The 23073-nt window shown below is 36.8% G+C and carries 23 protein-coding genes; 22 read left to right on the top strand and 1 reads right to left on the bottom strand.

What is annotated here, in order from left to right:
* The 17 genes from HMPREF1495_RS06525 (at position 1) to HMPREF1495_RS06445 (ending at position 17399) form a co-directional block, all read left to right on the top strand.
* Positions 1 to 2307, top strand: a complete 2307-nt coding sequence (locus HMPREF1495_RS06525; RefSeq protein ID WP_034213058.1) for an Ig-like domain repeat protein — start codon at positions 1 to 3, stop codon at positions 2305 to 2307.
* A 104-nt stretch (positions 2308 to 2411) separates the two neighbouring features.
* Positions 2412 to 3335 (top strand): Rpn family recombination-promoting nuclease/putative transposase, encoded by a 924-nt coding sequence (locus HMPREF1495_RS06520; protein ID WP_034213056.1) that lies wholly within the window; start codon positions 2412 to 2414, stop codon positions 3333 to 3335.
* A gap of 75 nt (positions 3336 to 3410) precedes the next feature.
* A complete protein-coding gene (gene scfA / locus HMPREF1495_RS06515; protein ID WP_007593215.1) occupies positions 3411 to 3557 on the top strand; it encodes a six-cysteine ranthipeptide SCIFF in 147 nt (48 codons plus the stop codon).
* Between the two features lie 94 nt (positions 3558 to 3651).
* A complete protein-coding gene (gene scfB, locus HMPREF1495_RS06510; protein WP_007593207.1) occupies positions 3652 to 5043 on the top strand; it encodes a thioether cross-link-forming SCIFF peptide maturase in 1392 nt (463 codons plus the stop codon).
* A 14-nt stretch (positions 5044 to 5057) separates the two neighbouring features.
* On the top strand, positions 5058 to 7412 hold the full coding sequence (locus tag HMPREF1495_RS06505; protein WP_034213054.1) for a protein translocase subunit SecDF: 2355 nt from the start codon (positions 5058 to 5060) through the stop codon (positions 7410 to 7412).
* Positions 7413 to 7419: 7 nt separating this feature from the next.
* Positions 7420 to 8556 carry a tRNA guanosine(34) transglycosylase Tgt gene (gene tgt / locus HMPREF1495_RS06500; protein ID WP_034213052.1) on the top strand — a complete coding sequence of 379 codons (1137 nt, stop codon included), beginning with the start codon at positions 7420 to 7422 and terminating at the stop codon, positions 8554 to 8556.
* Between the two features lie 7 nt (positions 8557 to 8563).
* On the top strand, positions 8564 to 8872 hold the full coding sequence (gene yajC / locus HMPREF1495_RS06495; protein ID WP_007593197.1) for a preprotein translocase subunit YajC: 309 nt from the start codon (positions 8564 to 8566) through the stop codon (positions 8870 to 8872).
* 53 nt (positions 8873 to 8925) lie between these two features.
* Entirely contained in the window at positions 8926 to 9921 is a 996-nt protein-coding gene (locus HMPREF1495_RS06490) for a 3'-5' exonuclease (protein WP_242832870.1), read from the top strand.
* Positions 9922 to 11019 carry an L-threonylcarbamoyladenylate synthase gene (locus tag HMPREF1495_RS06485; RefSeq protein ID WP_034213048.1) on the top strand — a complete coding sequence of 366 codons (1098 nt, stop codon included), beginning with the start codon at positions 9922 to 9924 and terminating at the stop codon, positions 11017 to 11019.
* Between the two features lie 7 nt (positions 11020 to 11026).
* Positions 11027 to 11521 carry a deoxycytidylate deaminase gene (locus tag HMPREF1495_RS06480; protein ID WP_007593190.1) on the top strand — a complete coding sequence of 165 codons (495 nt, stop codon included), beginning with the start codon at positions 11027 to 11029 and terminating at the stop codon, positions 11519 to 11521.
* Positions 11518 to 12147 (top strand): endonuclease III, encoded by a 630-nt coding sequence (gene nth, locus HMPREF1495_RS06475; RefSeq protein WP_007593188.1) that lies wholly within the window; start codon positions 11518 to 11520, stop codon positions 12145 to 12147. Before HMPREF1495_RS06480 ends, nth begins: the two co-directional genes overlap by 4 nt.
* Positions 12144 to 12848, top strand: coding sequence for a 3'-5' exonuclease (locus HMPREF1495_RS06470; RefSeq protein ID WP_034213046.1), 705 nt, complete (start codon positions 12144 to 12146; stop codon positions 12846 to 12848). The genes nth and HMPREF1495_RS06470 overlap by 4 nt, the downstream gene beginning before the upstream one ends.
* Positions 12849 to 13072: 224 nt before the next feature.
* The gene (locus HMPREF1495_RS06465; RefSeq protein WP_034213044.1) at positions 13073 to 14692 is read left to right on the top strand and encodes a VanW family protein; all 1620 of its coding nucleotides are present in this window, start codon (positions 13073 to 13075) and stop codon (positions 14690 to 14692) included.
* The gene (locus tag HMPREF1495_RS06460; protein ID WP_034213043.1) at positions 14692 to 15294 is read left to right on the top strand and encodes an AIR synthase-related protein; all 603 of its coding nucleotides are present in this window, start codon (positions 14692 to 14694) and stop codon (positions 15292 to 15294) included. Before HMPREF1495_RS06465 ends, HMPREF1495_RS06460 begins: the two co-directional genes overlap by 1 nt.
* On the top strand, positions 15266 to 15748 hold the full coding sequence (locus HMPREF1495_RS06455; RefSeq protein ID WP_007593174.1) for an Lrp/AsnC family transcriptional regulator: 483 nt from the start codon (positions 15266 to 15268) through the stop codon (positions 15746 to 15748). The genes HMPREF1495_RS06460 and HMPREF1495_RS06455 overlap by 29 nt, the downstream gene beginning before the upstream one ends.
* Positions 15745 to 16905, top strand: a complete 1161-nt coding sequence (locus HMPREF1495_RS06450) for an aminotransferase class I/II-fold pyridoxal phosphate-dependent enzyme (protein WP_034213040.1) — start codon at positions 15745 to 15747, stop codon at positions 16903 to 16905. The genes HMPREF1495_RS06455 and HMPREF1495_RS06450 overlap by 4 nt, the downstream gene beginning before the upstream one ends.
* On the top strand, positions 16902 to 17399 hold the full coding sequence (locus HMPREF1495_RS06445) for a tRNA (cytidine(34)-2'-O)-methyltransferase (protein WP_034213039.1): 498 nt from the start codon (positions 16902 to 16904) through the stop codon (positions 17397 to 17399). The genes HMPREF1495_RS06450 and HMPREF1495_RS06445 overlap by 4 nt, the downstream gene beginning before the upstream one ends.
* Positions 17400 to 17450: 51 nt before the next feature.
* Here HMPREF1495_RS06445 and HMPREF1495_RS06440 read toward each other — a convergent pair whose 3' ends face one another.
* Positions 17451 to 18230, bottom strand: coding sequence for a hypothetical protein (locus HMPREF1495_RS06440; protein WP_034213037.1), 780 nt, complete (start codon positions 18228 to 18230; stop codon positions 17451 to 17453).
* A gap of 114 nt (positions 18231 to 18344) precedes the next feature.
* On the opposite strand from HMPREF1495_RS06440, the gene HMPREF1495_RS06435 reads away from it, so the two are divergent.
* The 5 genes from HMPREF1495_RS06435 to HMPREF1495_RS06415 all read left to right on the top strand — a co-directional run bounded on the left by HMPREF1495_RS06435 (position 18345) and on the right by HMPREF1495_RS06415 (position 22919).
* Positions 18345 to 18893, top strand: a complete 549-nt coding sequence (locus HMPREF1495_RS06435; RefSeq protein ID WP_034213036.1) for an HD domain-containing protein — start codon at positions 18345 to 18347, stop codon at positions 18891 to 18893.
* On the top strand, positions 18890 to 20827 hold the full coding sequence (locus tag HMPREF1495_RS06430) for an NAD(+) synthase (RefSeq protein WP_034213034.1): 1938 nt from the start codon (positions 18890 to 18892) through the stop codon (positions 20825 to 20827). Before HMPREF1495_RS06435 ends, HMPREF1495_RS06430 begins: the two co-directional genes overlap by 4 nt.
* Positions 20828 to 20841: 14 nt before the next feature.
* The gene (locus HMPREF1495_RS06425) at positions 20842 to 21624 is read left to right on the top strand and encodes a TrmH family RNA methyltransferase (protein WP_034213033.1); all 783 of its coding nucleotides are present in this window, start codon (positions 20842 to 20844) and stop codon (positions 21622 to 21624) included.
* Between the two features lie 70 nt (positions 21625 to 21694).
* On the top strand, positions 21695 to 22642 hold the full coding sequence (gene argF / locus HMPREF1495_RS06420) for an ornithine carbamoyltransferase (RefSeq protein WP_034213031.1): 948 nt from the start codon (positions 21695 to 21697) through the stop codon (positions 22640 to 22642).
* Positions 22632 to 22919, top strand: coding sequence for a hypothetical protein (locus HMPREF1495_RS06415; protein ID WP_034213029.1), 288 nt, complete (start codon positions 22632 to 22634; stop codon positions 22917 to 22919). Before argF ends, HMPREF1495_RS06415 begins: the two co-directional genes overlap by 11 nt.
* Positions 22920 to 23073 lie beyond the last annotated feature (154 nt).

Here is a 23073-nt window from a genome sequence, read left to right as displayed (position 1 = left end):
ATGAATATTAGAGGCATAGAAAAAAAGTTAATTGCAGTAATCATTTGTTTTTGTTTTTTATTTCAAATTATTTTCAGATCTTTTATTATTGATTCCATGGCAGCGTCTACAAACATTTTGATAGGATTGATTTTCAGAGACGGTGAAGGATACCATATCAGGAATGTTTCATCATTCTTAGATTCGGAAGGGAAGTTAACCCTGCCTACACCAAGAGATTTGGGTGATACAAATGATGAAAGTTATTTTAACTGGAGTCCTGTTTTGGTAGAAAATTCTTTTGAAAATATAAAGAATGTTATTTTAAACAGTGGGAATATTGAGATAGAAGATTATGATGTTTCAAGACCTCCGACTCTTGCTACATCATCTGTTGCGACTTCTTCAATTGCAACACATTCAAACACAAATAGAGATGATTTGGTAATCAGAACAGGATTTTCAAATTTAAGTGATACCGAAAGTAGAAATGCAAGTATTACTCTTTATAGAAGCAATGTATACTTTGAGATAGGACGCAGTGTACAGATCACAAGGACAAACAGCTTAAACACGGTTAATACAGATATGAGAAGGTTTGTTTCAAAAAACGGTAATAAGAATCAGATATTCTTTTTGGCGGCTCAGCCTGTTATAGAGCCCGAAGTACCACATGAAGTACATGAAAATATACAGCTTACAGAAAGATCAAGAATGTCAAACAGCATTACTGTAGATACCATAGATACGAACAGGAGCAATACGGAAGATACAGGTGCAGGAAGAACAGATAGTGCCCGAAGAACGGATAGCGTCGACAGTAATGTAAATACCGACAGAAATATATCCGGTTCAGTGATAAGAAATAATATTACACACAGAGATATTGTAGATAATAATACAAGTCAAACTACTGAGACGGAAATACAAGACACGCCTCAACCTGTTCAAACAGGAGAAGTAACAGATGTATCAAATGAAGTGCCTCAATTTTTCCAACCTGTTGGAAATGGAAATGCCGTAAGCGAAAGAACAGATACCGGCAGAAGTATAAATAATGTCAGACATACAGTAAGTATAAACAGAGATATAGTAAATAACAGGTTGAACGGATTCTTGAATACTAGATCGACATATGTAAATGTTGACGACAACGACTTTAATGAGAATAATTATTCGGTATCGGTTTACAAAAATGTGAATGGAAAAGAAGTACTGTCAAATACAAAATATACCTGGAGTTCGGACGGTGTAAATCACAGAGCTAATATAGTGTTTGATGATGACGGAGAGTACAGAATCGCAGTTGTTAAAAACAATCCGGGTTCAGAGTCGGAAAGAGTAAGATTTGAAGAAAAGCTTAATGTTGATGCTACAGCACCGTATATTACGATTACAGGAGTGGAAGATTTGACTGCAAATGCAAGAACAGTTTCACCTGTAGTAAAATATAGCGATGTAAATATAGATTTACTAAAGTCAAAGATTACTCTTACAGCCGTGGCGGACGGAAAGTCAAGAGACCTTATATATAAGGCAAAGAAACAGGACGGAGGATATATATTAAATCTTGATCCTATATATATTGACGACAATTATATACTTACCGTAACCATATATGATATGGCAGGAAATGTTACCGAGAAGAAGGTGAATTTCTCGGTAAATAAAAAAGGAGCCACTTTTAAGTTTAAGCCTGAAGAACTTGTAGGACAGTATACAAACAAGCCGTTTAAACCCGGTATTGAGGTATGGAACACCGATGAAATTTCTATTGTGTCGGCAACTATAAACGGAATGGATGAGCCGTTTGAGTTTGTAAACGGGGAGTTAAAGTTCTTAAAATCAATAGATAAAGACGGAAAATATACTTTCAATCTTGAAGTAATAGATACGGCAGGAAATAAGTCTTCAATGAAGCCGGTGGAAGTTATATATGATGCTACAAAACCTGTAAGTATGATTCTGGGCGCCGAAGAAGGAGAAATCTATGAGGGCAATGTAAATATTATTTTAAGTACGGAACTTCCCGGAGATTTTATTGAATCGGTTTGGCTTGATGATAAATTACTCGATAAGAGTGAGTATACAATCAAGGATGACGGTACAATAAACTTAAGTATTTATACAGAAGGTAAGCACACCATAAAAGCACAGGGAAAGGATAAGGCAGGTAATTTAAGCGATATCGCTTCTGTAAGCTTTGAAATAAAAGCACCGCAGGCAAAACTTTTATCAGCAGGCTATATTCCTTTGGCAGTTATAACTTTAGGCATTGCACTGGGCTTGGGAATAGTTTTTGTATACAAAAAGAGAGAAGAAGAATAGATTAGTGTAATGGGGCTGTTACAAAAGTGACGGCCCTTTTACTTAAAATTTATAATAAAAAACAGCCTAATAATAATATTTTTGGTATAATAGGGGGAAGAGATATGAAAGATAAGGACATAACTCAAAAGATGCTTGAAAAGTACAATGATGTATTTGCTGATATCTTAAATGTACTTTTATTTGACGGCAAAGATGTAGTTGATGAATCTTCATTGTCGGATGCACTGCCAATGAGTATGCTTAAGATAGGAAGTAATGTCAGATTACAGGAGAGAGATATTGCAAAATACTGGCAAAACAGTAAAATAAATATATCACTGTTTGGATTAGAGAACCAGACAAGACCTGATAAGTTAATGCCTCTTAGAGTGTTCGGATATGACGGTACAGAGTATGTAAATCAGACAAGAAAAGAAAACAGATATAAGGAAAAGTATCCCGTGATTACTTTAGTCTTATATCTTGGGTATGATAAAAGATGGAATTATCCTACTACACTTTTAGAAATATTGAATGTACATAATGATATAAAATCTTATGTAAATGATTTTAAGATTAATCTTTTTGAAATTGCATATCTGGACAGAGTAAAAATTGATTTATTTAAAAGTGACTTTAAAATATTGGCGGATTATCTGTATCAAATGCGAACAAAGAGAGACTATACTGCTGATAAAACTACAATTGAGCATGTTGAAGAGCTACTTTATCTGATGAGTGCGATGACCGGAGATAACAGATTTGAAGAAACTATAAATGAGCTGAAGGGAAAGGAGAATGTTAATATGTGCGAAGTACTTGATAGAGTTGAAGCAAGGGGAGTAGAGAGGGGAAGGCTTGAAGGAATAGAAAAAGGAAGACTTGAAGGAATAGAGAAAGGAAGAATCGAAGGAATAAAAAAAGGCAAGCTTGAAGGTGCTGTAACTACTCTTGCATCCTTAGTAAAAGACGGAATATTAAGCATTGAAGATGCCGCAAAAAGAGCAAATATGAGTGTTGAAGTGTTCAAAAAATATATTTATTGAAAAAGATATTTACTTATGCTAAAATGAGTTAGCATAAAGCTTGTTGTCGTAGTACGACATAGAAGGAGAATGTATATGAAGCATGTTGTTACTTTAAATGAGAAAACTCTTAAAGAGAGCTTAAAGCGTGGTGGTTGTGGCGAGTGCCAAACTTCTTGTCAGTCAGCTTGCAAGACATCTTGCACAGTTGGAAACCAGGGTTGTGAGAATCCTAACAGATAAGACGCTTGTATCAAAAACCCCCCTTCGCGGTCATAGACTGTTAAGGGGGCTTTTCATGTTGTAAAATTTGCTTCATGATAGAAAGAGGAATAATTTGTTACACCAATATAAGAATAACGGATATAATATAGTTTTAGATGTCAATTCAGGTTCTGTTCATGTAGTTGATGAGCTTATGTATGATGCAATGGAACTTGGTGAAAAGCTTATTGGAGAGATAGATGCTCCGATAAACTTAAGTGATGAGATAAAAGCTGATATTAAATCAGGTTTGAAGGATAAGTACAGTGATGAGGAAATAGATGAGGCCATATCCGATATACAGGAGCTTATAAATGCGGAAGAGCTTTATACCAAGGATACTTATGAGCTCTACATCAATGATTTTAAAGAGAGAGAAACAGTTGTAAAGGCACTCTGTCTTCATATTGCTCACGATTGTAATCTTGCATGTAAATACTGCTTTGCCGAAGAGGGAGAGTATCATGGCAGAAGAGCTCTTATGAGCTATGATGTCGGAAAGAGAGCACTTGATTTCCTTGTAGCCAATTCGGGAAACAGAAGGAATTTGGAAGTAGACTTCTTTGGCGGTGAGCCGCTTATGAACTGGCAGGTGGTAAAAGACCTTGTAAAATATGGCAGAAGCCTGGAAGAAGCTAATAATAAGAAATTCAGATTTACAATTACTACAAACGGAATGCTTTTGAATGACGAAATTATGGAATTTTGCAATCAGGAGATGTCAAATGTAGTACTCAGCTTGGACGGCAGAAAAGAAGTTAATGATGCTATGCGTCCTACCAGAGGAGGCAAAGGCAGCTATGATGTTATAGTTCCTAAGTTTGTTAAATTTGCAGAAAGCAGAGGCACAAAGGATTACTATATCAGAGGTACTTTTACAAGAAATAATCTTGAGTTTTCAAAGGATGTATTGCATTTTGCAGACCTTGGATTTAAGCAGACAAGTATGGAGCCTGTAGTAGGTGAAGACGGTGAAGCTTATGCAATCAGAGAAGAAGATATTCCAAAGATTATGGAAGAGTATGATAAACTTGCTGTAGAGTATATCAAGAGGAAGAAGGAGGGAAGAGGATTTAATTTCTTCCACTTCAATATAGATTTGACTCAGGGACCATGCGTTGCAAAGAGACTTTCAGGATGTGGTTCGGGAACGGAATACTTGGCGGTTACACCTTGGGGTGACCTGTATCCATGTCATCAATTTGTCGGAAAAGATGAGTTTTTACTTGGAAATGTCTTTGACGGGTTGAAGAGAAAAGACATCAGTAATGAGTTTAAGCTGTGCAATGTTTACGCTAAGCCAAAGTGTAAGGATTGCTATGCAAGATTTTATTGTAGTGGAGGATGTGCGGCTAATTCTTATAGCTTCCACGGCTCTATTACAGATACTTATGATATCGGTTGCGAACTTCAAAAAAAGAGAATTGAGTGTGCAATAATGATAAAAGCAGCGTTAGCTGGGTAAAATAGGAGAAGATAATGAAGGACAATAAGCAAAAGGGCTTAGCCTCTCTGTTTATCACAGTTGTGGTTTTGGTATTTTTCGGTTTTCTTGCTTACAATGTTTTATCTGCAGGTAAGGGTAATACCGGTGCTGTAGCAACAAGTGAGACTACCATATCAAATGAGAGTGGTGAAGTGACCGGAGATGAGGCAACAGACAGTGATGTGGCTGATGAAACAGGTAAAACTTCCAAATTCAGTACAGGTAAAATAAAACTCGGACTTGATTTGGCAGGTGGTGTAAGTATTACTTACCAAACAGTTGAGCCGAATCCGTCAGATGAGGATATGGCGGACACTATCTATAAGTTGCAGCAGAGAGTACAGAATTACTCAACAGAAGCTGAAGTTTACAGAGAGGGTGGCAATAGAATTAATATTGATATCCCGGGTGTATCTGATGCCAATGCAATACTTGACGAACTTGGAAAACCGGGTTCTTTGATCTTTGTAGATCCACAGGGTAATACCGTACTTACAGGTGATCAGGTGGCAACAGCAAAAGCCGGTATTATAGATAATAACGGTAACAGTGAGTATGTTGTATCACTTACATTTACAGATGAGGGTTCAAAGGCTTTTGCAGAGGCTACTGCAAGACTTATCGGACAGAGAATTGCTATTATATATGACAATGTTATTTATTCAAATCCTACAGTTCAGACTGCTATAACAGGCGGAACGGCACAGATTACAGGTATGACTTCATACGATGAAGCAAAGAATCTTGCTTCAACTATACGTATAGGTTCACTTTCACTTGAGCTTGAAGAGCTTAGAAGTAATGTGGTAGGAGCAAAGCTTGGACAGGAAGCCATATCCACAAGTATGAAGGCTGCTGCAGTAGGATTTGTAATCCTTGCAGTATTTATGGTGGCGGTATTCTTACTTCCGGGATTTGCATCGGTACTTGCACTTTCATTATATGTTATACTTGAGATTTTACTCTTGTCTGCATTTGAAATTACACTGACACTGCCGGGTATTGCCGGTATCATACTCTCAATCGGTATGGCGGTGGATGCAAATGTTATTATCTTTACCAGAATAAAGGAAGAAATCGGACTTGGTAAGAGCGTAAATGAAGCTATCAATTTAGGATTTAAGAAGGCTTTGTCAGCTATCGTTGACGGAAATGTTACTACACTTATAGCCGCAGCTGTACTTTATCTTAGAGGTTCAGGTACCGTAAAGGGATTTGCACAGACACTTGCACTCGGTATTATACTGTCAATGTTTACAGCACTTTTTGTTACAAGATTTATAATGAAGGCTTTCTACAATATAGGGCTTGATAATCCTAAGCTTTATGGTAAGAAACTTGCGGCAAAGCCTATAAATTTTGTTGGAATGAAGAATATAACGATTGCAGTTTCAGTAGTTGTTATACTTGCAGGTATTGTAGGTGCAGGAGTAAATAAGGCAAAATATGGTGATCTGTTCAACTACGGTATAGACTTCAGAGGCGGAACATCTACAAATGTTACATTTAATGAAGATTATTCACTTGACAGAATCTCAAAAGAGGTTGTGCCTGTAGTAGAATCAGTAACGGGTGAAGCCGGAACACAGACACAAAAGGTTGAAGGTTCGAATGAGGTTATCATAAAGACACGTACACTTTCAGTAGACGAGAGAGAGAAACTTAACAGCGCTCTTGCTCAAAATTTCGGTGTGGATGCCGAGAAGATCACAGCAGAGTCAATATCAGGTGCTGTAAGTTCCGAGATGAAGAAAGATGCTATTGTAGCTACAGTTATTGCTACAATACTTATGCTTCTTTATATCTGGTTCAGATTTAAAGACTTCAGATTTGCAACAAGTTCAGTGCTTGCGCTTGTACATGATGTTTTAGTTGTAATTGCATTCTATGCACTGCTTCGTTGGAGTGTAGGCTCAACATTTATTGCATGTATCCTTACAATAGTAGGTTACTCTATAAATGCTACTATAGTAATATTTGACAGAATAAGAGAGAATAAGGCATTATTGTCAAAGGCTACAAAAGAAGAGATTATAAATACAAGTGTAACCGAGACTCTTACAAGAAGTATTTATTCATCACTTACTACATTTATCATGATTTTCGTACTCTTTATAATGGGAGTTTCTTCTATCAGAGAGTTTGCATTACCGATCATGGTAGGTATCGTAGCGGGTACATATTCTTCCGTATTCTTATCAAGTATCTTCTGGTACATCTTCAGTAACAGATTTGATAAAAAAATCGAGCAGAAGAAGGAAGAGCAGAAGGCCGAAAAAGCCAAGAATAAGAAGAAAAAAGATAAAAAGGTTGAAATAAATAAAGACAGCAATGGTGCTGTAGTTTAGGTATTTTATGAAATATGAAATAAAGGCTGTGGACAATAGAGCAAAAAGCGCTACTATGGAAACAGTGCATGGTACCGTAGAGACACCGCTTTTTATGAATGTCGGAACTGTAGCCGCTATAAAAGGAGCTGTCTCGACGGATGACCTTAAGGAAATAGGTTGTCAGGTTGAGCTCTCAAACACCTATCATCTGCACGTAAGAACAGGTGACAAGCTTATAAAAGAGTTTGGAGGTCTACATGAGTTTATGCATTGGGACAGACCGATACTGACAGATTCGGGCGGTTTTCAGGTGTTTTCACTGGCTAAACTCAGAAAAATTAAGGAAGAGGGCGTCGCTTTCAATTCACATATTGACGGAAGAAAGATATTCATGGGACCTGAAGAGAGTATGCAAATACAATCAAATTTGGGCTCTACAATAGCAATGGCATTTGATGAATGTCCTCCGGCACTTGCGGAGAGAAGATACATAGAGGAATCTGTGGCACGTACTACCAGATGGTTGCAAAGATGTAAGGTGGAGATTGACAGGCTCAATTCATTGGAGGATACCATAAATAAGGAGCAGCTGCTCTTCGGTATAAACCAAGGCGGAGTTATTGACGACATCAGAATTTCACATGCAAAAGAAATAAGCGAGATGAATCTTGACGGATATGCAATAGGCGGTCTGGCTGTCGGTGAGAGCCATGAAGAGATGTACCATATACTTGATGTAACTGTTGAACATCTGCCAAAGGATAAGCCTACATACCTTATGGGTGTAGGTACACCTATAAATATTCTTGAAGCTGTAGACAGGGGAGTGGATTTCTTTGACTGTGTATATCCGAGCAGAAACGGTAGACATGGACATGTATATACAAACTATGGAAAGCTGAACCTTTTCAACAAGAAATATGAGCTTGATAAAAGACCTATAGAAGAGGGATGTAGCTGTCCGGCCTGTAGATCATATTCAAGGGGCTATATCAGACATTTGCTGAAGGCAAATGAAATGCTTGGTATGCGTCTTTGTGTATTGCACAATTTATATTTCTATAATACAATGATGAGTGAGATTCGCACAGCTATACGCGAAAATAGATATACAGAATATAAAAATAACAAAATAAGAACCATGCTTGAAGGTTCTAAATAGGAGGACTATGAATATTTTGGCAACTGCGAATGCAGGTGGTGGTTTTGGAGTAGGTGCGATTGCAATGTATGTAGTGTTTATAGGAGCTATATTTTATTTTATGGCCTATAGACCTAATAAAAAAGAAAAAGCTAAGCAGGCTGAGCTTTTTGCAAGTTTAGAAGTTGGCGATACGGTAGAGACTGCATCAGGATTTTATGGTGTATTGATTGATATTACAGATGATACTGTGATAGTGGAGTTTGGAAACAATAAAAATTGCCGTATTCCGATGAGAAAAGATGCCATTGTAAAGAACGAAAAGATGACATTATAAAATAAGACAAAATTAAAGCACATCTTCGGATGTGCTTTTTTGGAAAGGTGGATATGGATAGTTATATAGTGCTGGATTTGGAATGGAACCAAAGTCCTAACGGCAGAGAATACAGCAATAAAGATCTTCCCTTTGAAATAATAGAAATAGGAGCGGTAAAGCTTGATTCAAAGCTTAAAAAAGTCGATGAATTTCATAGAGTAATAAAGCCCACAGTTTATAAAAAGATGCATTTTAAGGTACATGAGGTGGTACAGATAGGTATCGGAGAGCTGAAGAAAAAAGGAGTTCCTTTTACAGAAGCTATAAAGGATTTCTTTGAGTTTTGTGAGCTTGACAATAAGCAAAAAAAGACCATACTCTGTACATGGGGAAATCTCGATTTGGTGGAACTTCAAAGAAATATGAAATTTTACGATGTGGAAAATAAATTTGAGTATCCTTTGTTTTACTATGATATTCAAAAGCTCTTCAACATAAGATACCCTAACGGAGAACAGGACAGAATACCTCTTGAAAGAGCTGTGAATATGCTGAATATTGAGAATAACAGACCTTTTCATCATGCTTTAGATGATGCCGTATATACAGCCAAAGTAATGCAAAATATGGATTTCGGACCTGTAAGTGAATATTATTCACTTGACTATTATCGTGTACCGAGAAGCAGTGAAGAGGAAATATATTTGCATTTTTCCGGATATTCAAAGTTTGTATCCACTCTGTTTCCTACAAAGGAAGAGGCGATAGCGGATAAGCATAATTCCGATCTTATTTGTGACAGATGCAACAGAATGTTAAAGAAAAAAATAAAATGGTTTTCAACAAATCAGAGGAATTACTACTGTATAGGAATCTGCCCTGAACATGGAATTGTGAAGGGGAAAATAAGAGTAAGAAAAAATAATGACGGTTACTATGTAATAAAGATTACAAAGGTTGTAGATACGGCAACCTTTGAAGAAATCAGAGAAAAGTACGAAGAGAGTAAGCAAAAGAAATTGATTAAGAGCAAAAGAAGGTTTTTAAAAGATTCGGAAGAGGTATAATTGGAGCAGGAAATAAAAGAAACTATTGTAAAAAAGATAGATAAAAAAGATATTGATGAATTATATAGGGACGGAGATATTAAAGAGGCCGCAATCATAATAAAAAACGGTGGGCTGGTGGCGTTTCCTACAGAAACGGTTTACGGACTGGGTGCAAATGCTCTGATGCCTGAAGCTGCAAAAAAGATTTATGCGGCAAAGGGCAGACCGAGCGACAATCCGTTGATAGTGCATATTTCAAAAACGGAAGACGTAAAAGATATTGCAAATGATATACCTGAGCTGTTTTATACTTTGGCAAACAAGTTTTGGCCGGGACCTATGACTATGGTATTAAAAAAGAAGAGCATTATACCGGATGCTACAAGCGGAGGCCTTGATACGGTTGCGATAAGACTTCCTGAGAGTAATATTGCAAGAGCTTTGATAGAAGTTGCAGGAGTACCGATAGCCGCACCGAGTGCAAATACTTCAGGCAGACCTTCTCCGACAAAAGCCTCTCATGTATTTGAAGATATGAATTTCAAGATAGAGATGATAATAGACAGTGGTGAAGTCGGAATAGGTGTGGAGTCCACAATAGTGGATTTGACAGAAAATACTCCGACACTATTAAGACCCGGTGCAATTACTCTTGAAATGCTTAGAGATGTATGCGGCAATGTAAATATAGACCCTGCCATTGAGCATCTTTTATCAACAGGAGAGGCTCCTAAGGCACCGGGAATGAAATATAAGCACTACGCACCGAAGGCTGATATGAAGATATTAAGAGGAAGTGAAAGTGCGGTATCGGATTATCTGAGGTCACAGATAATGGAATCGGATATCGATACGGCGATACTTACAGTGGATGAACATAAAAGTGTTTTATTACGGCTTATAAACGAAAATAAAAAGGATAATATAAAACTTTTGAGCCTCGGAAGTATAAAAGATATGAGCAGTATTGCCCACAATCTCTTTGATGTACTCAGAAAATGTGATGACCTTGGGGTAAAGAATATAATATCCGAGTCATTTGATGAGAGCGGTATCGGAAGAGCGGTAATGAACAGACTAAAGAAAGCTGCAGGCTTTAATATAATAGATTTATAGGTGGATTATGAGCGAAAAGAGAGAAGATTATATAAACTGGGATGAATATTTTATAGGTGTTGCAAAGCTCAGTGCAAGAAGATCAAAGGATCCGAACACTCAGGTAGGCGCCTGTATAGTAAGTGAGGATAATAAGATACTGTCTATGGGATACAACGGATTTCCAAGAGGTTGCTCCGATGAAGATTTTCCATGGGGAAAGGAATTTGAACTTACAGATCCTTATAATGCAAAGTATCTGTATTCCACACATAGTGAGTTGAATGCAATATTAAACTACAGAGGCGGTTCTTTAGAGGGAAGTAAAATATATGTGACTTTATTTCCATGTAATGAATGTGCAAAGGCAATAATTCAGGCGGGGATAAAGACTATAATATATGAGGAGGATAAATATGCCTCAAGCCCTTCCGTAAGAGCCAGTAAAAGAATGTTGAATGCGGCAGGCGTAAGATATTATGAATATCAGCCAAGCGGAAGAAAAATAGAGATAACGGTATGATTGATAAAAGACTTGAAAGAATTTTAAAAAAGCTGGATGAAACATATGGTACGGAAAAAATAATTTATTTGGAGTATAATACTCCGTGGCAACTTCTGTTTGCAACCATACTCAGTGCTCAATGTACAGATGCCAGAGTAAATATGGTGACAAGAGATTTGTATAAAAAATATGACAGTCTGGAGAAGTTTGCCGATGCAGATTTGTCTGAAATGGAGAAAGATATACATTCCATAGGTTTTTATCATAATAAGGCTAAAAACTTGATTGCCTGTGCAAGAAAGCTTTTGACCGACTTTGGAGGAGAGGTGCCAAGCGATCTGGATGACCTTTTAACTCTTCCGGGAGTGGGCAGAAAGACCGCCAATGTAATCAGAGGAAATATATTTGATTTGCCAAGTATAGTGGTAGATACACATGTAAAAAGGATTACAAAAAAACTCGGGTTTACAGAAAGTGACGATCCGGTAAAAATAGAGTTTGAACTTATGGAGATACTTCCAAAAGATCACTGGATAGTCTGGAATACGGACTTGATAACTCTTGGCAGGACCATATGTATTGCAAGAAGAGAAAAATGTGATATTTGTTTTTTAAGAGACGACTGTCCGAGTGCCAAAGTATGATGATCTCCGATTATATAGTAATTGATCTTGAAACTACCGGAATAAGGTTGTCAAAAGATAAGATAATTGAAGTTGGACTTTTAAAAGTAAAAGATTCACAGATAATTGATACTTTCTCCTGTGTTATAAACCCGGATATGCCGGTGGATGACAAAATACTTGAATTGACAAAAATCAGTGAAAACGAGCTTGAGAATGCAAAAAGGATATATGAGGTTATAAATCATATAGTGGACTTTTGTGAAGACTATGTTCTACTTGGACATAACACAATTTTTGATTACAGCTTTGTAAAAAAAGAAGCAAACAGAGCAGGCTTGGAATTTGAGAAAAGAGGTATTGATACATATAAATTATGTAAGAAGGTACTTCCGGATAATGTGAGAAAAAATCTTACTGATGCATGTGCCTACTTCGGTATTGAAAGAAAAAACTCTCACAGGGCGTTCAGTGATGCATACTATACTCATGTCTTATTTCAGGAAATTATGAAAAATTTTAAAACTCTTGAAATAAGCCCGGAGGCTATGAAGGTTAAGATAAAAAAGTTCGTTCCGATCAGAAAAAGAACAAAAGAGGACTTGCAGAAATTACTAAACTGTCATAGAATTGGATGCAAGGTAAATATTGACTTGCTTTCAGAATCCGAAGCTAAAAGGTTGATGGATAAAATAAAATCAGGAAGCTTTGATTTTACCTGATAAAGCGCAAATATTACAGTCTGCATTCTGTAGACTGAAAACATTTCACTAAAATCATAAAAGTATAGTTTATCCCATAAAGAAAAGAGGTTTATATGAAGAATAAGAAAAGACAGATTATATCAATAGTTATAGTTACAATTTTAGTTCTGGCTATGGTGGTACCTGTAGTAGTGTCAGCATTGTCAATATAGGTATGCCGGTCTAGAGAGGACAAGGGAAAGTTGAAGAAGAATATAGGAAATATAACTGCAGCAATGGCTGTGTTTATGGCTGTTGCAGGATTTGGAATAGGTAGTAGAGCGGGAAGTTTTGAAGTTAGAGCCGAAAAGCAGGAGGCAAAAGCTGACGATAAGAAGTCTACAGACAGTGATGCTAAAGAAGAGGAGACAACCAAAGAACAGGAGAGCACACAGGAGGCTGTAACTGAAGATGAAGGAATAAAAGCTGAGAGAAGACTGCCTGAAGGATTCAGTGTAAGCGGATTGGATGACAGCGTTAAAACAATGACTGCACTTAGTGAAGCTTTGGAAAAACTTCAGACTAAAGTTGATGAGAAGAAGTTTATCTTATCTGTAAACGGAGAGCAGATAGAGAGCAGCTTTTCGGATCTTGGTGCAAGCATAGAAAATAAAGAGTATATACTGTCTGAAGCGGGCAAATATACATCAGGAAATATGATTGAACGATTTGCAAAAAGTGCAGGTCTTATAGAAAATCCTGAAAGCATTACTCCGGATATTGAATTTAATGAAGAAGCTTTAAATGCATTTTTTAAGAGAGCCAACAGTAAGAATCCGGATGCACCTGTTAATGCAACTATAAAAAGAGTCAACGGTGCATTTGAGATAACACCTGAACATGACGGATATGAAATAGATAAGGACTCTACTGTAGACAAGCTTAAGGAAGCGATTCTTAAAAGCGGAGAAGAGACAATAGAAGCACAGGTGACGAAGCAGGCCGCTGCCGTTAAGGCTGAGGATTTAAAAGATATAAAGGATGTGCTTGGTACATTTACAACCAACTACTCGTCTTCCACATCCGAGAGAGCCACAAATATTGCTGTCGGAACCGAAAAGATGGACGGTGTGCTTTTGATGCCCGGTGAAACAATATCGGGTTATGAAAGAATGCAACCGTTTACAATTAAAAACGGATATAAGATGGCAAAGGCTTATCAAAACGGATTGGTTGTAGACAGTGTCGGCGGTGGTGCATGTCAGATTGCAACAACATTATATCAGGCCGCGCTGAGAGCTGAAGTAAAAATTACAGAAAGAAAAAATCACTCAATGATAGTAGGTTATGTACAGCCAAGCGGTGATGCGGCGATTGCCGGAGATTATAAGGATATAAAGGTTACAAACAACAGAAGTACTCCTATATATGTAGAGGCTGTGACATCCGGAAGAAATGTTACATTCACTATCTGGGGTAAGGAAGACAGATCTACAAACAGAACAATTGAATTTGTTTCTGAAGTAATCAATGAAACACCTAAGGGAAAGACTTATAAAGACGATCCTTCAAAGCCTGTAGGATATGTCAGAAAGGAATCTGACGGACATAAGGGAAGAGTTTCAAAGCTTTGGAAGGTTGTAAAGGAAAACGGAGTTGAGGTAAGCAGAGAATTGGTATCAAGTGATACTTACAGAATGGCTGACGATATTTATATCAGAGGTACCAGAGTGGATGCCCCTGCTCCTACAGCCGCACCGGTAGAAAATACCGAGGGTGGCGAAACTGTGAATGATGCTCCTGCAGATAACGGACCTGCAGATAATTCTGTTGATGTCAGTCAAGGTCCGGGTTTTAATCCGAATATTAATGACGGACAGTAATGAAAAAATATATAATATTTTGCGGATATGCCGGACTTAAGGGCTCTTTGATATTGATAGAGAATTACCGTGAAGAATTAAACGGATATTTTAATAAAGTATATATAGAGAGTATAGAAAAGCATGTTAAAGAAAACGGTTATTATGGGAGATATTTATCTCCCATAAATAATGACAGACCTGAATGTGCTCCTGTAGATATAAACGGTATATTCACAGAGGTCGATGGTGAAACGCTGGATGTTTCGGAAGGTGGAATCCTAAAGGCATTATATAATTTTGCAAAGTCTCGTGGCCGCGGTTTTGAGATAGAAATAAAAAAAATAAGTACAATACAGATTTGTATTGAGATTTGTGAATATTTCGGAATAAATATATATAGACTTTTAAGCGAAGGCAAGATAGTTCTGAGTGAGGACCCTATATCTGCCTGTAAATACTTTGAGGAAAGAGGGATTGCTGCACAGGTAATAGGTTGTTTAACAGACAGCCTTGATAAGGTGATTACAGATAAGGAATCTGTAGAATATGTGAACAGGCCTTTGCAGGATGAATTTTTTAAGGTGATAAAAGATGAGAGAGAAGATATTATCGGTAATTGAAAAAAATTCCAGAATTGATATTGCGGAGTTGGCTATTTTATTGGGTGAAGATGAGGTAGCCGTTGCAAATGAGATTTCCGATATGGAAAAAGAAGGTGTGATATGCGGTTATCATACATTGATCAATTGGGAAAAAACAGCCAATGAAAAGGTGAATGCACTTATTGAAGTAAGAGTTACACCTCAAAAGGGTATGGGCTTTGATAATATTGCTGAAAGAATTTACCAATTCTCTGAAGTAAGTGCAATATATTTGATGAGTGGAGCATTTGACTTTACTGTTTTTATTGAAGGAAGAACAATGCGAGAAGTGGCACAATTTGTCTCTGATAAATTGGCACCTATGGATTCAGTGCTTTCAACCGCAACACATTTTGTACTGAAAAAATATAAAGACCATGGAACAATATTATCTGCAAAGAAAAAAGATGAGAGGCAGCTGATAACACCATGAGAAATCCATTATCAAAAACAATAACATCAATAAAACCTTCAGGTATCAGAAAGTTTTTTGATATAGTCAATACTATGGAAGATGCAATATCTCTGGGAGTTGGAGAGCCCGATTTTGATACACCTTATTTTATAAGAGATGCAGGTATATATTCTCTTGAAAAAGGAAGAACTTTTTATACATCAAACTCAGGTTTGATGGAGCTTAGAGAAGAAATAAGAAAGTATCTTATAAGAAAGCTTAATGTAGAATATAATCCTAAAGACGAAATGATCATTACAGTAGGTGGAAGTGAGGGTATTGATATTGCGCTCAGAGCAATGCTTGATGCAGGCGATGAAGTTTTGATACCTCAGCCTTCATATGTTTCATATGAGCCTTGTACAATTTTGTCAGGAGGAAAACCTGTAATAATTGAACTCAAAGCCGAAGACGGTTTTAAGCTGAAAGCAAGTCAAATTTTGGAAAAAGTAACAGATAAGACAAAGATACTTATTTTACCTTTTCCGAATAATCCTACAGGATCAATACTCAATATAAATGAGTTAAAAGAGATAGCAAAAGTTTGTATAGAAAAAGATTTGTATGTAATATCCGATGAAATATACTGTGAACTTACATATGAAGGAGAACATGCTTCAATAGTTCAGGTAGAAGGAATGAAAGAAAGAACAATACTTATAAACGGTTTTTCAAAATCCTATGCCATGACGGGATGGAGACTAGGATACGCTACAGGTCCTAAGGAAATTATAGCTCAGATGACAAAGATTCATCAATATGCCATTATGTGTGCACCTACTACAAGTCAGTATGCCGCTGTTGAGGCTCTGGCGCATGGAGATGACGATGTGGCCAAGATGAGAGAGTCATACAATCAAAGAAGAAGATTTCTATTACATAAATTTGATGAACTTGGAATGACATGCTTTGAACCGCAGGGAGCATTCTATGTATTTCCGAGTATAAAAAGATTTAATATGACATCGGAAGAATTTGCAACAAGATTGTTGGAAGAGCAAAAGACCGCTATAGTTCCGGGTACGGCATTCGGTGCAAGCGGAGAGGGCTATGTCAGAGTCTCATATGCATATTCTATAGAAAGACTTAAGGAAGCAATCTCAAGAATTGAGAAGTTTGTAAGGAGTCTTTCATGAATATAGTATTACTTGAACCTGAAATACCTGCAAATACAGGCAATATCGGAAGAAGCTGTGTAGCAACGGGTACAAGACTTCATCTGATAGAGCCTCTGGGTTTTAGAATCAATGAAAAAGAGATAAGGCGCGCAGGTATGGACTATTGGAAGAATCTTGATGTTACAATATATTCAGATATAAATGACTTTTATGAAAAGAATCCTGCGGCAAGAGAGCATATGTATTTTGCAACTACAAAGGCGCATCATACGTATAAGGATGTAGAGTATAAGCCGGATGATTATATAATGTTCGGTAAAGAAAGTGCAGGAATACCTGAAGAGATACTTGCAGAAAATGAAGATACCTGTATACGAATACCTATGTGGGGAGATATCAGAAGTCTGAATCTGTCAAATTCGGTGGCAATTATCTTGTACGAAGCATTGTCACAAAACGGATTTGAAAAAATGCAGCTTACAGGAGAATTACACAGACTTACATATAAATAATAAAAAACTCCGGACCGTTTGGAATGGAGTTTTTTTATTATTTTAATTATATTAATGTTTTTCGTATAAATAGTCATCGTTTTTCTTAGGCGGTTTTTCATTTAAATTTCCGACATCGAAAGTAGTCTGATCGGAGATATCATTTTCATTATTTCCGGATTCTTCAACAGGAATATCATTTACTTCTGTACCTTCAGCAGAAACAAGTTTTGTCTGGTTGACTTCGCTGTTGTTAAATTCAACTTCTCCTTCATTCCCCGCCGTATCGGAAACATACGCCTTTATAGAGTAGGTATCAAATTCAAATGTAGCTCTGCCCTCTTCTTCATCTATTTTTGAAGGCTTTAACTTTCTGTCATCACTGTCTATTGCGTAGATGCTGTCATAGTCAATATCTGAATGTCCGTCTTCAAATGTTATATTAAGCACGCCTTTTTTCACCAACTGTGCAAATATAGTAGGTGCGGTGGAGTCGATATTATCTATTCTTTCATATATAGTCTGAGACATTGTATTCAGATTTGTAGCAACTACTTCCAGAGTACCGTTCTTTGTTGCTGTAGCCACATATGTATTACCGTTCTTTGTATATGAGAGCGGCGAGTCGTCAAGAGTCATTGTAAAACTTTGCAATGGGAAAAAGCTCTTTTGAGTCACTCTAATTTCTACAGATTTGGAATCGGAATCCGCAACTGTGGAAATTTCGAAATGAGGCTGTGAGGTTACAGCAAAAAATATGATTACATTTATGAATATAAATGCTATTATATATTTGAGTTTTGAAAACTTCCTTTTTTTAGGTTTTTCATTTACATTATTTTTATCTGCCATGGATTTTCCTCACTTTCAATTGTACAAGCAATCTTTGACTAGAATAACAGACTTAAAAAAAAACTTCAAGTTAAAAATTGACTTAAGAAAAATATAATAATTAAAGGAGTTGTTATGATAGAAAAAGCGGTGAAATTTGCGATTAAGGCACATGAGGGCCAATTCAGAAAGGGGAACACAATACCGTATATTACCCATCCCTTGGAGGTATGTACCATTGTATCCTTGATTACAGACAATGAAGAAGTAAGAGTAGCGTCATTACTACATGATACGGTTGAAGATACTTCCGTTACCATAACCGAGATAGAAAAAGAATTCGGGAAAAAAGTAGCGGCTCTTGTAGGAAGTGAATCTGAGGATAAGTCAAAGACATGGATTGAGAGAAAGATGCATACATTAAAAACTTTGAAAGATGAATCAATAGAAGTAAAGATAATAGCTCTTGGAGATAAACTGTCAAATATCAGAAATTCCGCAAGAGATTATCTTTGCCTCGGAAATGATTTTTTACTTAGGTTTAATGAGAAAGATAAGGTAAAGCAGGCAATGTACTATTATGGTATACTTGATGCATTGAAAGACCTTGAAAATAATGAGTTTTATAGGGAATATGAGAAACTTTGTGATTTTGTTTTTGGAGATGTGAAAGAGAAAATATGAGAGACGGTTTTATAAGAGTTGCAAGCGTATCACCTGATATCAGAGTATGTGATGTGGACTATAACAAGGAAAGCATAAAAAAGGCCATAGAAAAAGAATGGGAAAATAAAAGCAGTATTATAGTATTTCCGGAGCTTTGTCTGACCGCATATACATGTAATGATCTTTTTTTTCAAGATTCGCTTATCAGTGAAGCTAAGAAGGCATTGAAAGAAATAGTTGATTTTACAAAGGGACATAAATCTGTTATTTTTATGGGGCTGCCTTGGGATTATAAGGGAAAGCTTTATAATGTTGTAGCGGTTATATCAAACGGATTGATGCTGGGGCTTATAAATAAAATAAATCTGCCGAATTACGGTGAGTTTTACGAGGAGAGGTATTTTAACAGGGGATTTGAAAATGCGGTATGGGTTGATCTTTTTGATGATGTAATCCCTATGGGTTCAAAGATATTGTTTGAATGTACAAATATGCCCGGACTTGTTTTGGCAGGTGAGATATGTGAGGATCTTTGGGTTGCCGATCCGCCAAGTATAGGACATGCACTTGCAGGTGCAAATGTTATTATCAATGCTTCGGCATCAAATGATATAGTAGGTAAAAAAGCATACCGTGACAGCTTGATAAGCAATCATTCAAAGAAACTTATATGCGGTTATATCTATGCAAATGCAGGAGAGGGAGAATCTACTCAGGATCTTGTATTTGGAGGACAGGGAATAATAGCGGAAAACGGCAAAATTCTGGCCGAAAGTACAAGGTTTAAAAATGAAGCAGTAAGAATAGAGATAGATGTAAACAGGCTTAATTTGGAAAGAAGAAAGCAGACTACATTTAAAATAAGAGAAGGCAAAGAAAGTGATCGTAAAGATTACATGGTTATGGAGTTTGAGCTTGAGGATGAAGAGTTTGAACTTGAGAGAAACTTCGATCCGAAGCCTTTTGTACCTGATGATATGTCAAAGAGAAATGAAAGATGTGAGGAGATACTCACAATACAGGCACTCGGACTTAAGAAAAGACTCATGCATATCGGTGCAAAAAATGTTATTCTTGGAATTTCGGGAGGACTTGATTCCACTCTGGCACTTCTTGTATGTGTTAAGACTTATGATATGCTGGGACTTGATAAAAGCGGTATAAAGGCTGTTACAATGCCGGGATTCGGAACTACAGACAGAACATATAATAACGCCTGTGAACTTACAAAAAGCTTCGGTGCAACTTTGGAAGAAATCTCAATAGTTGAATCTATAAAGAGACATTTTCTGGATATCGGGCATGATATAAATGTAAAAGATATTACTTATGAAAATGCACAGGCAAGAGAAAGAACTCAGATTCTTATGGATATTGCTAACAGAGATAACGGTATAGTTGTAGGAACAGGTGATTTGTCCGAGCTTGTGCTTGGATGGGCAACATATAACGGTGATCATATGTCAATGTATGGTGTGAATGCTTCAATTCCAAAGACACTGGTAAGACATTTGGTAAATTACTATGCCGATACCACTGAGGATAAGAAGATAGCAAATATACTTTATGATATTCTTGATACACCTGTGTCTCCTGAGCTTTTGCCGCCTGAAAACGGGAAAATAGCACAAAAGACGGAAGATTTGGTGGGACCGTATGAATTACATGATTTCTTTTTATACAATGCACTCCGTTTCGGCTTTATGCCTTCAAAGATATACAGAATGGCAAAGAAAGCATTTAAGGATATCTATGATGCAGAGACAATTTTAAAATGGTTGAATGTTTTCTACTCAAGATTCTTCTCACAGCAGTTTAAGAGATCCGCACTGCCTGACGGCCCTAAGGTCGGAAGTATTGCAATATCTCCAAGAGGTGATCTTAGAATGCCAAGTGATGCAAGTAAGGCTTTGTGGATAAAAGACCTGGAAAATATAAAAATGGATCTGTAATATGGGAGAAGTTAATGATTACTTCATCAGGAAATAAGAAGATAAAAGATCTGGCGGCACTTATAAAAAAGAGCAATGCCAGAAAAAAACATAATGCCTATATTATTGAGGGCATCAGAATGTTTAGAGAACTTAAAAAGGATGAGATATTGGACGTATTTGCAAGTGAAAGCTTTGAGGCTGAAAACGGGGAAATATTGTCCGAAATCTATCCGGAGTATGAGACGGTCAGTGACAGAATATTTGAGTCCGTATCCGATACGAAAACTCCACAGGGTGTAATGGCTGTTGTAAAAAGAAAAGAATATACGCTTGAAAAAATATTGGAAAAAAGAGATACTCCACATAGTTTGCTTATTCTTGACAGCCTTCAGGATCCGGGAAATCTCGGTACCTTGGTCAGGGCCGGAGAAGGAGCGGGGATTACAGGTATAATAATGAATGAAACCACTGTGGATATTTATAATCCTAAGGTTATACGCTCTACAATGGGATCGGTTTTCAGAGTTCCTTTTATTTATGTAAAGGATCTTAAAGAAGTGATACAAAAGCTTTATTCAAAAAATATTAATATTTATGCAAGCAGTCTTGAAGGAGCAATTGAATACGACGCTTCGGATTATACAAAGGATATTGCATTTATAATAGGTAATGAGGCAGCAGGAATCTCAAAAGAAGTTTTAGATATAGTAAAAGATAAGGTTAAAATACCAATGCTTGGTGAGGTGGAGTCTTTGAATGCAGCGGTTGCAGGAAGTATACTGATGTATGAAGCTGCAAGACAAAAAAGAAAATGAATGAATCTTTATGCAGACAAATTTATATTTATATGATATACTGTTAAAATATTAAGAAAGGGGTATATTTATGAATTTATTTGGAAGACATTTTCTTACACTGAAGGATTTTTCAAGAGAAGAGATAGAATATTTATTGGACTTGGCTGCAAAGCTTAAGGATGAGAAGAAAAAAGGTATTACCGGAGACAGATTGAAAGGCAAAAATATAGCGCTCCTGTTTGAGAAGCCTTCAACAAGGACAAGATGTGCTTTTGTTGTAGGTGCAAGAGATGAAGGAGCATTTCCTGAATATCTCGGTAAGGATGATATACAGCTTGGACATAAGGAAAGCGTTGCCGATACGGCAAGAGTTCTCGGAAGAATGTTTGACGGTATAGAGTTTAGAGGTTTTAAACATTCCACGGTGGAGGAACTTGCAAAGTATGCAGGTGTACCGGTATGGAACGGCCTTACGGATGAGTATCATCCGACACAGATTCTGGCAGACCTGCTTACTATGAAGGAACATTTCGGAAAAATTGAAGGATTAAATTTTGTTTATGTCGGTGACGGCAGAAACAATATGGCAAATTCTCTTATGATCGGAATGACAAAACTTGGAGTAAATATGACGGTTCTGGCTCCGAAATCGCTGCAACCAAGTAAGGAACTCATAAGCTTGTGTGAAGGTTATGCAAAATCCTCAGGAGCAAAACTTCTTATAAGTGATAATACGGATGCTGTTAAGGATGCGGATGTAATATATACAGATGTCTGGGCTTCAATGGGTGAAGAGGATAAAGCGAAGGAAAGAATCGAACTTTTAAGGCCTTATCAGGTAAATACGGAACTGATGAAAAAAACAGGAAAGGAAAGTACAATATTTATGCACTGTCTGCCTGCCGTAAAGGGATACGAGGTAACTGAGGATGTGTTTGAAAGCGCAAAATCGGTGGTGTTTGATGAAGCCGAAAATCGTATGCACACTATTAAGGCAGTGATGGTAGCTACATTGGGTAAAGGAGATGACAGGTAGAAGAAAGCAGGGTTTTCTTTTGTTCAGGGATGTAATGCATGTGATACTTGCGATTGTTATCATAATGATGGTGGTATTTGCATTTTTATCACCAAATAAGTATGCAATATTTTTCCCTTTGATATTTTTATTGTTTTCAGTAAGTTGTCTGTTGGATGCAATAAAATATTTCAAAAATGAGGAACATTTAAAGTACAGTTTTATAAAAGCAATGATAATGTTTATTTTATTTTTGTTTATGCTTTTAATGTCGACTATAGGATTTTTAAATATTTAACTGATGTGCACCGGAAAATAAAGTTTATTTTCGGGTGCATATTAATTTTAAGAATATAAAAACTTGATTTTTTTACCGGAGTAGTCTAATATTCTTATAGTGGTGGAGTTGTGCTTAGGTATATCCTCCGCAGATATTATAGGGATGGGATTTA

The sequence above is a fragment of the Lachnoanaerobaculum sp. MSX33 genome (genome assembly GCF_000512995.1).
Lineage (GTDB): Bacteria > Bacillota > Clostridia > Lachnospirales > Lachnospiraceae > Lachnoanaerobaculum.
The sequence above is the reverse complement of the archived record's forward strand: the minus strand, read 5'-3'. Positions and strand labels throughout refer to the sequence as shown.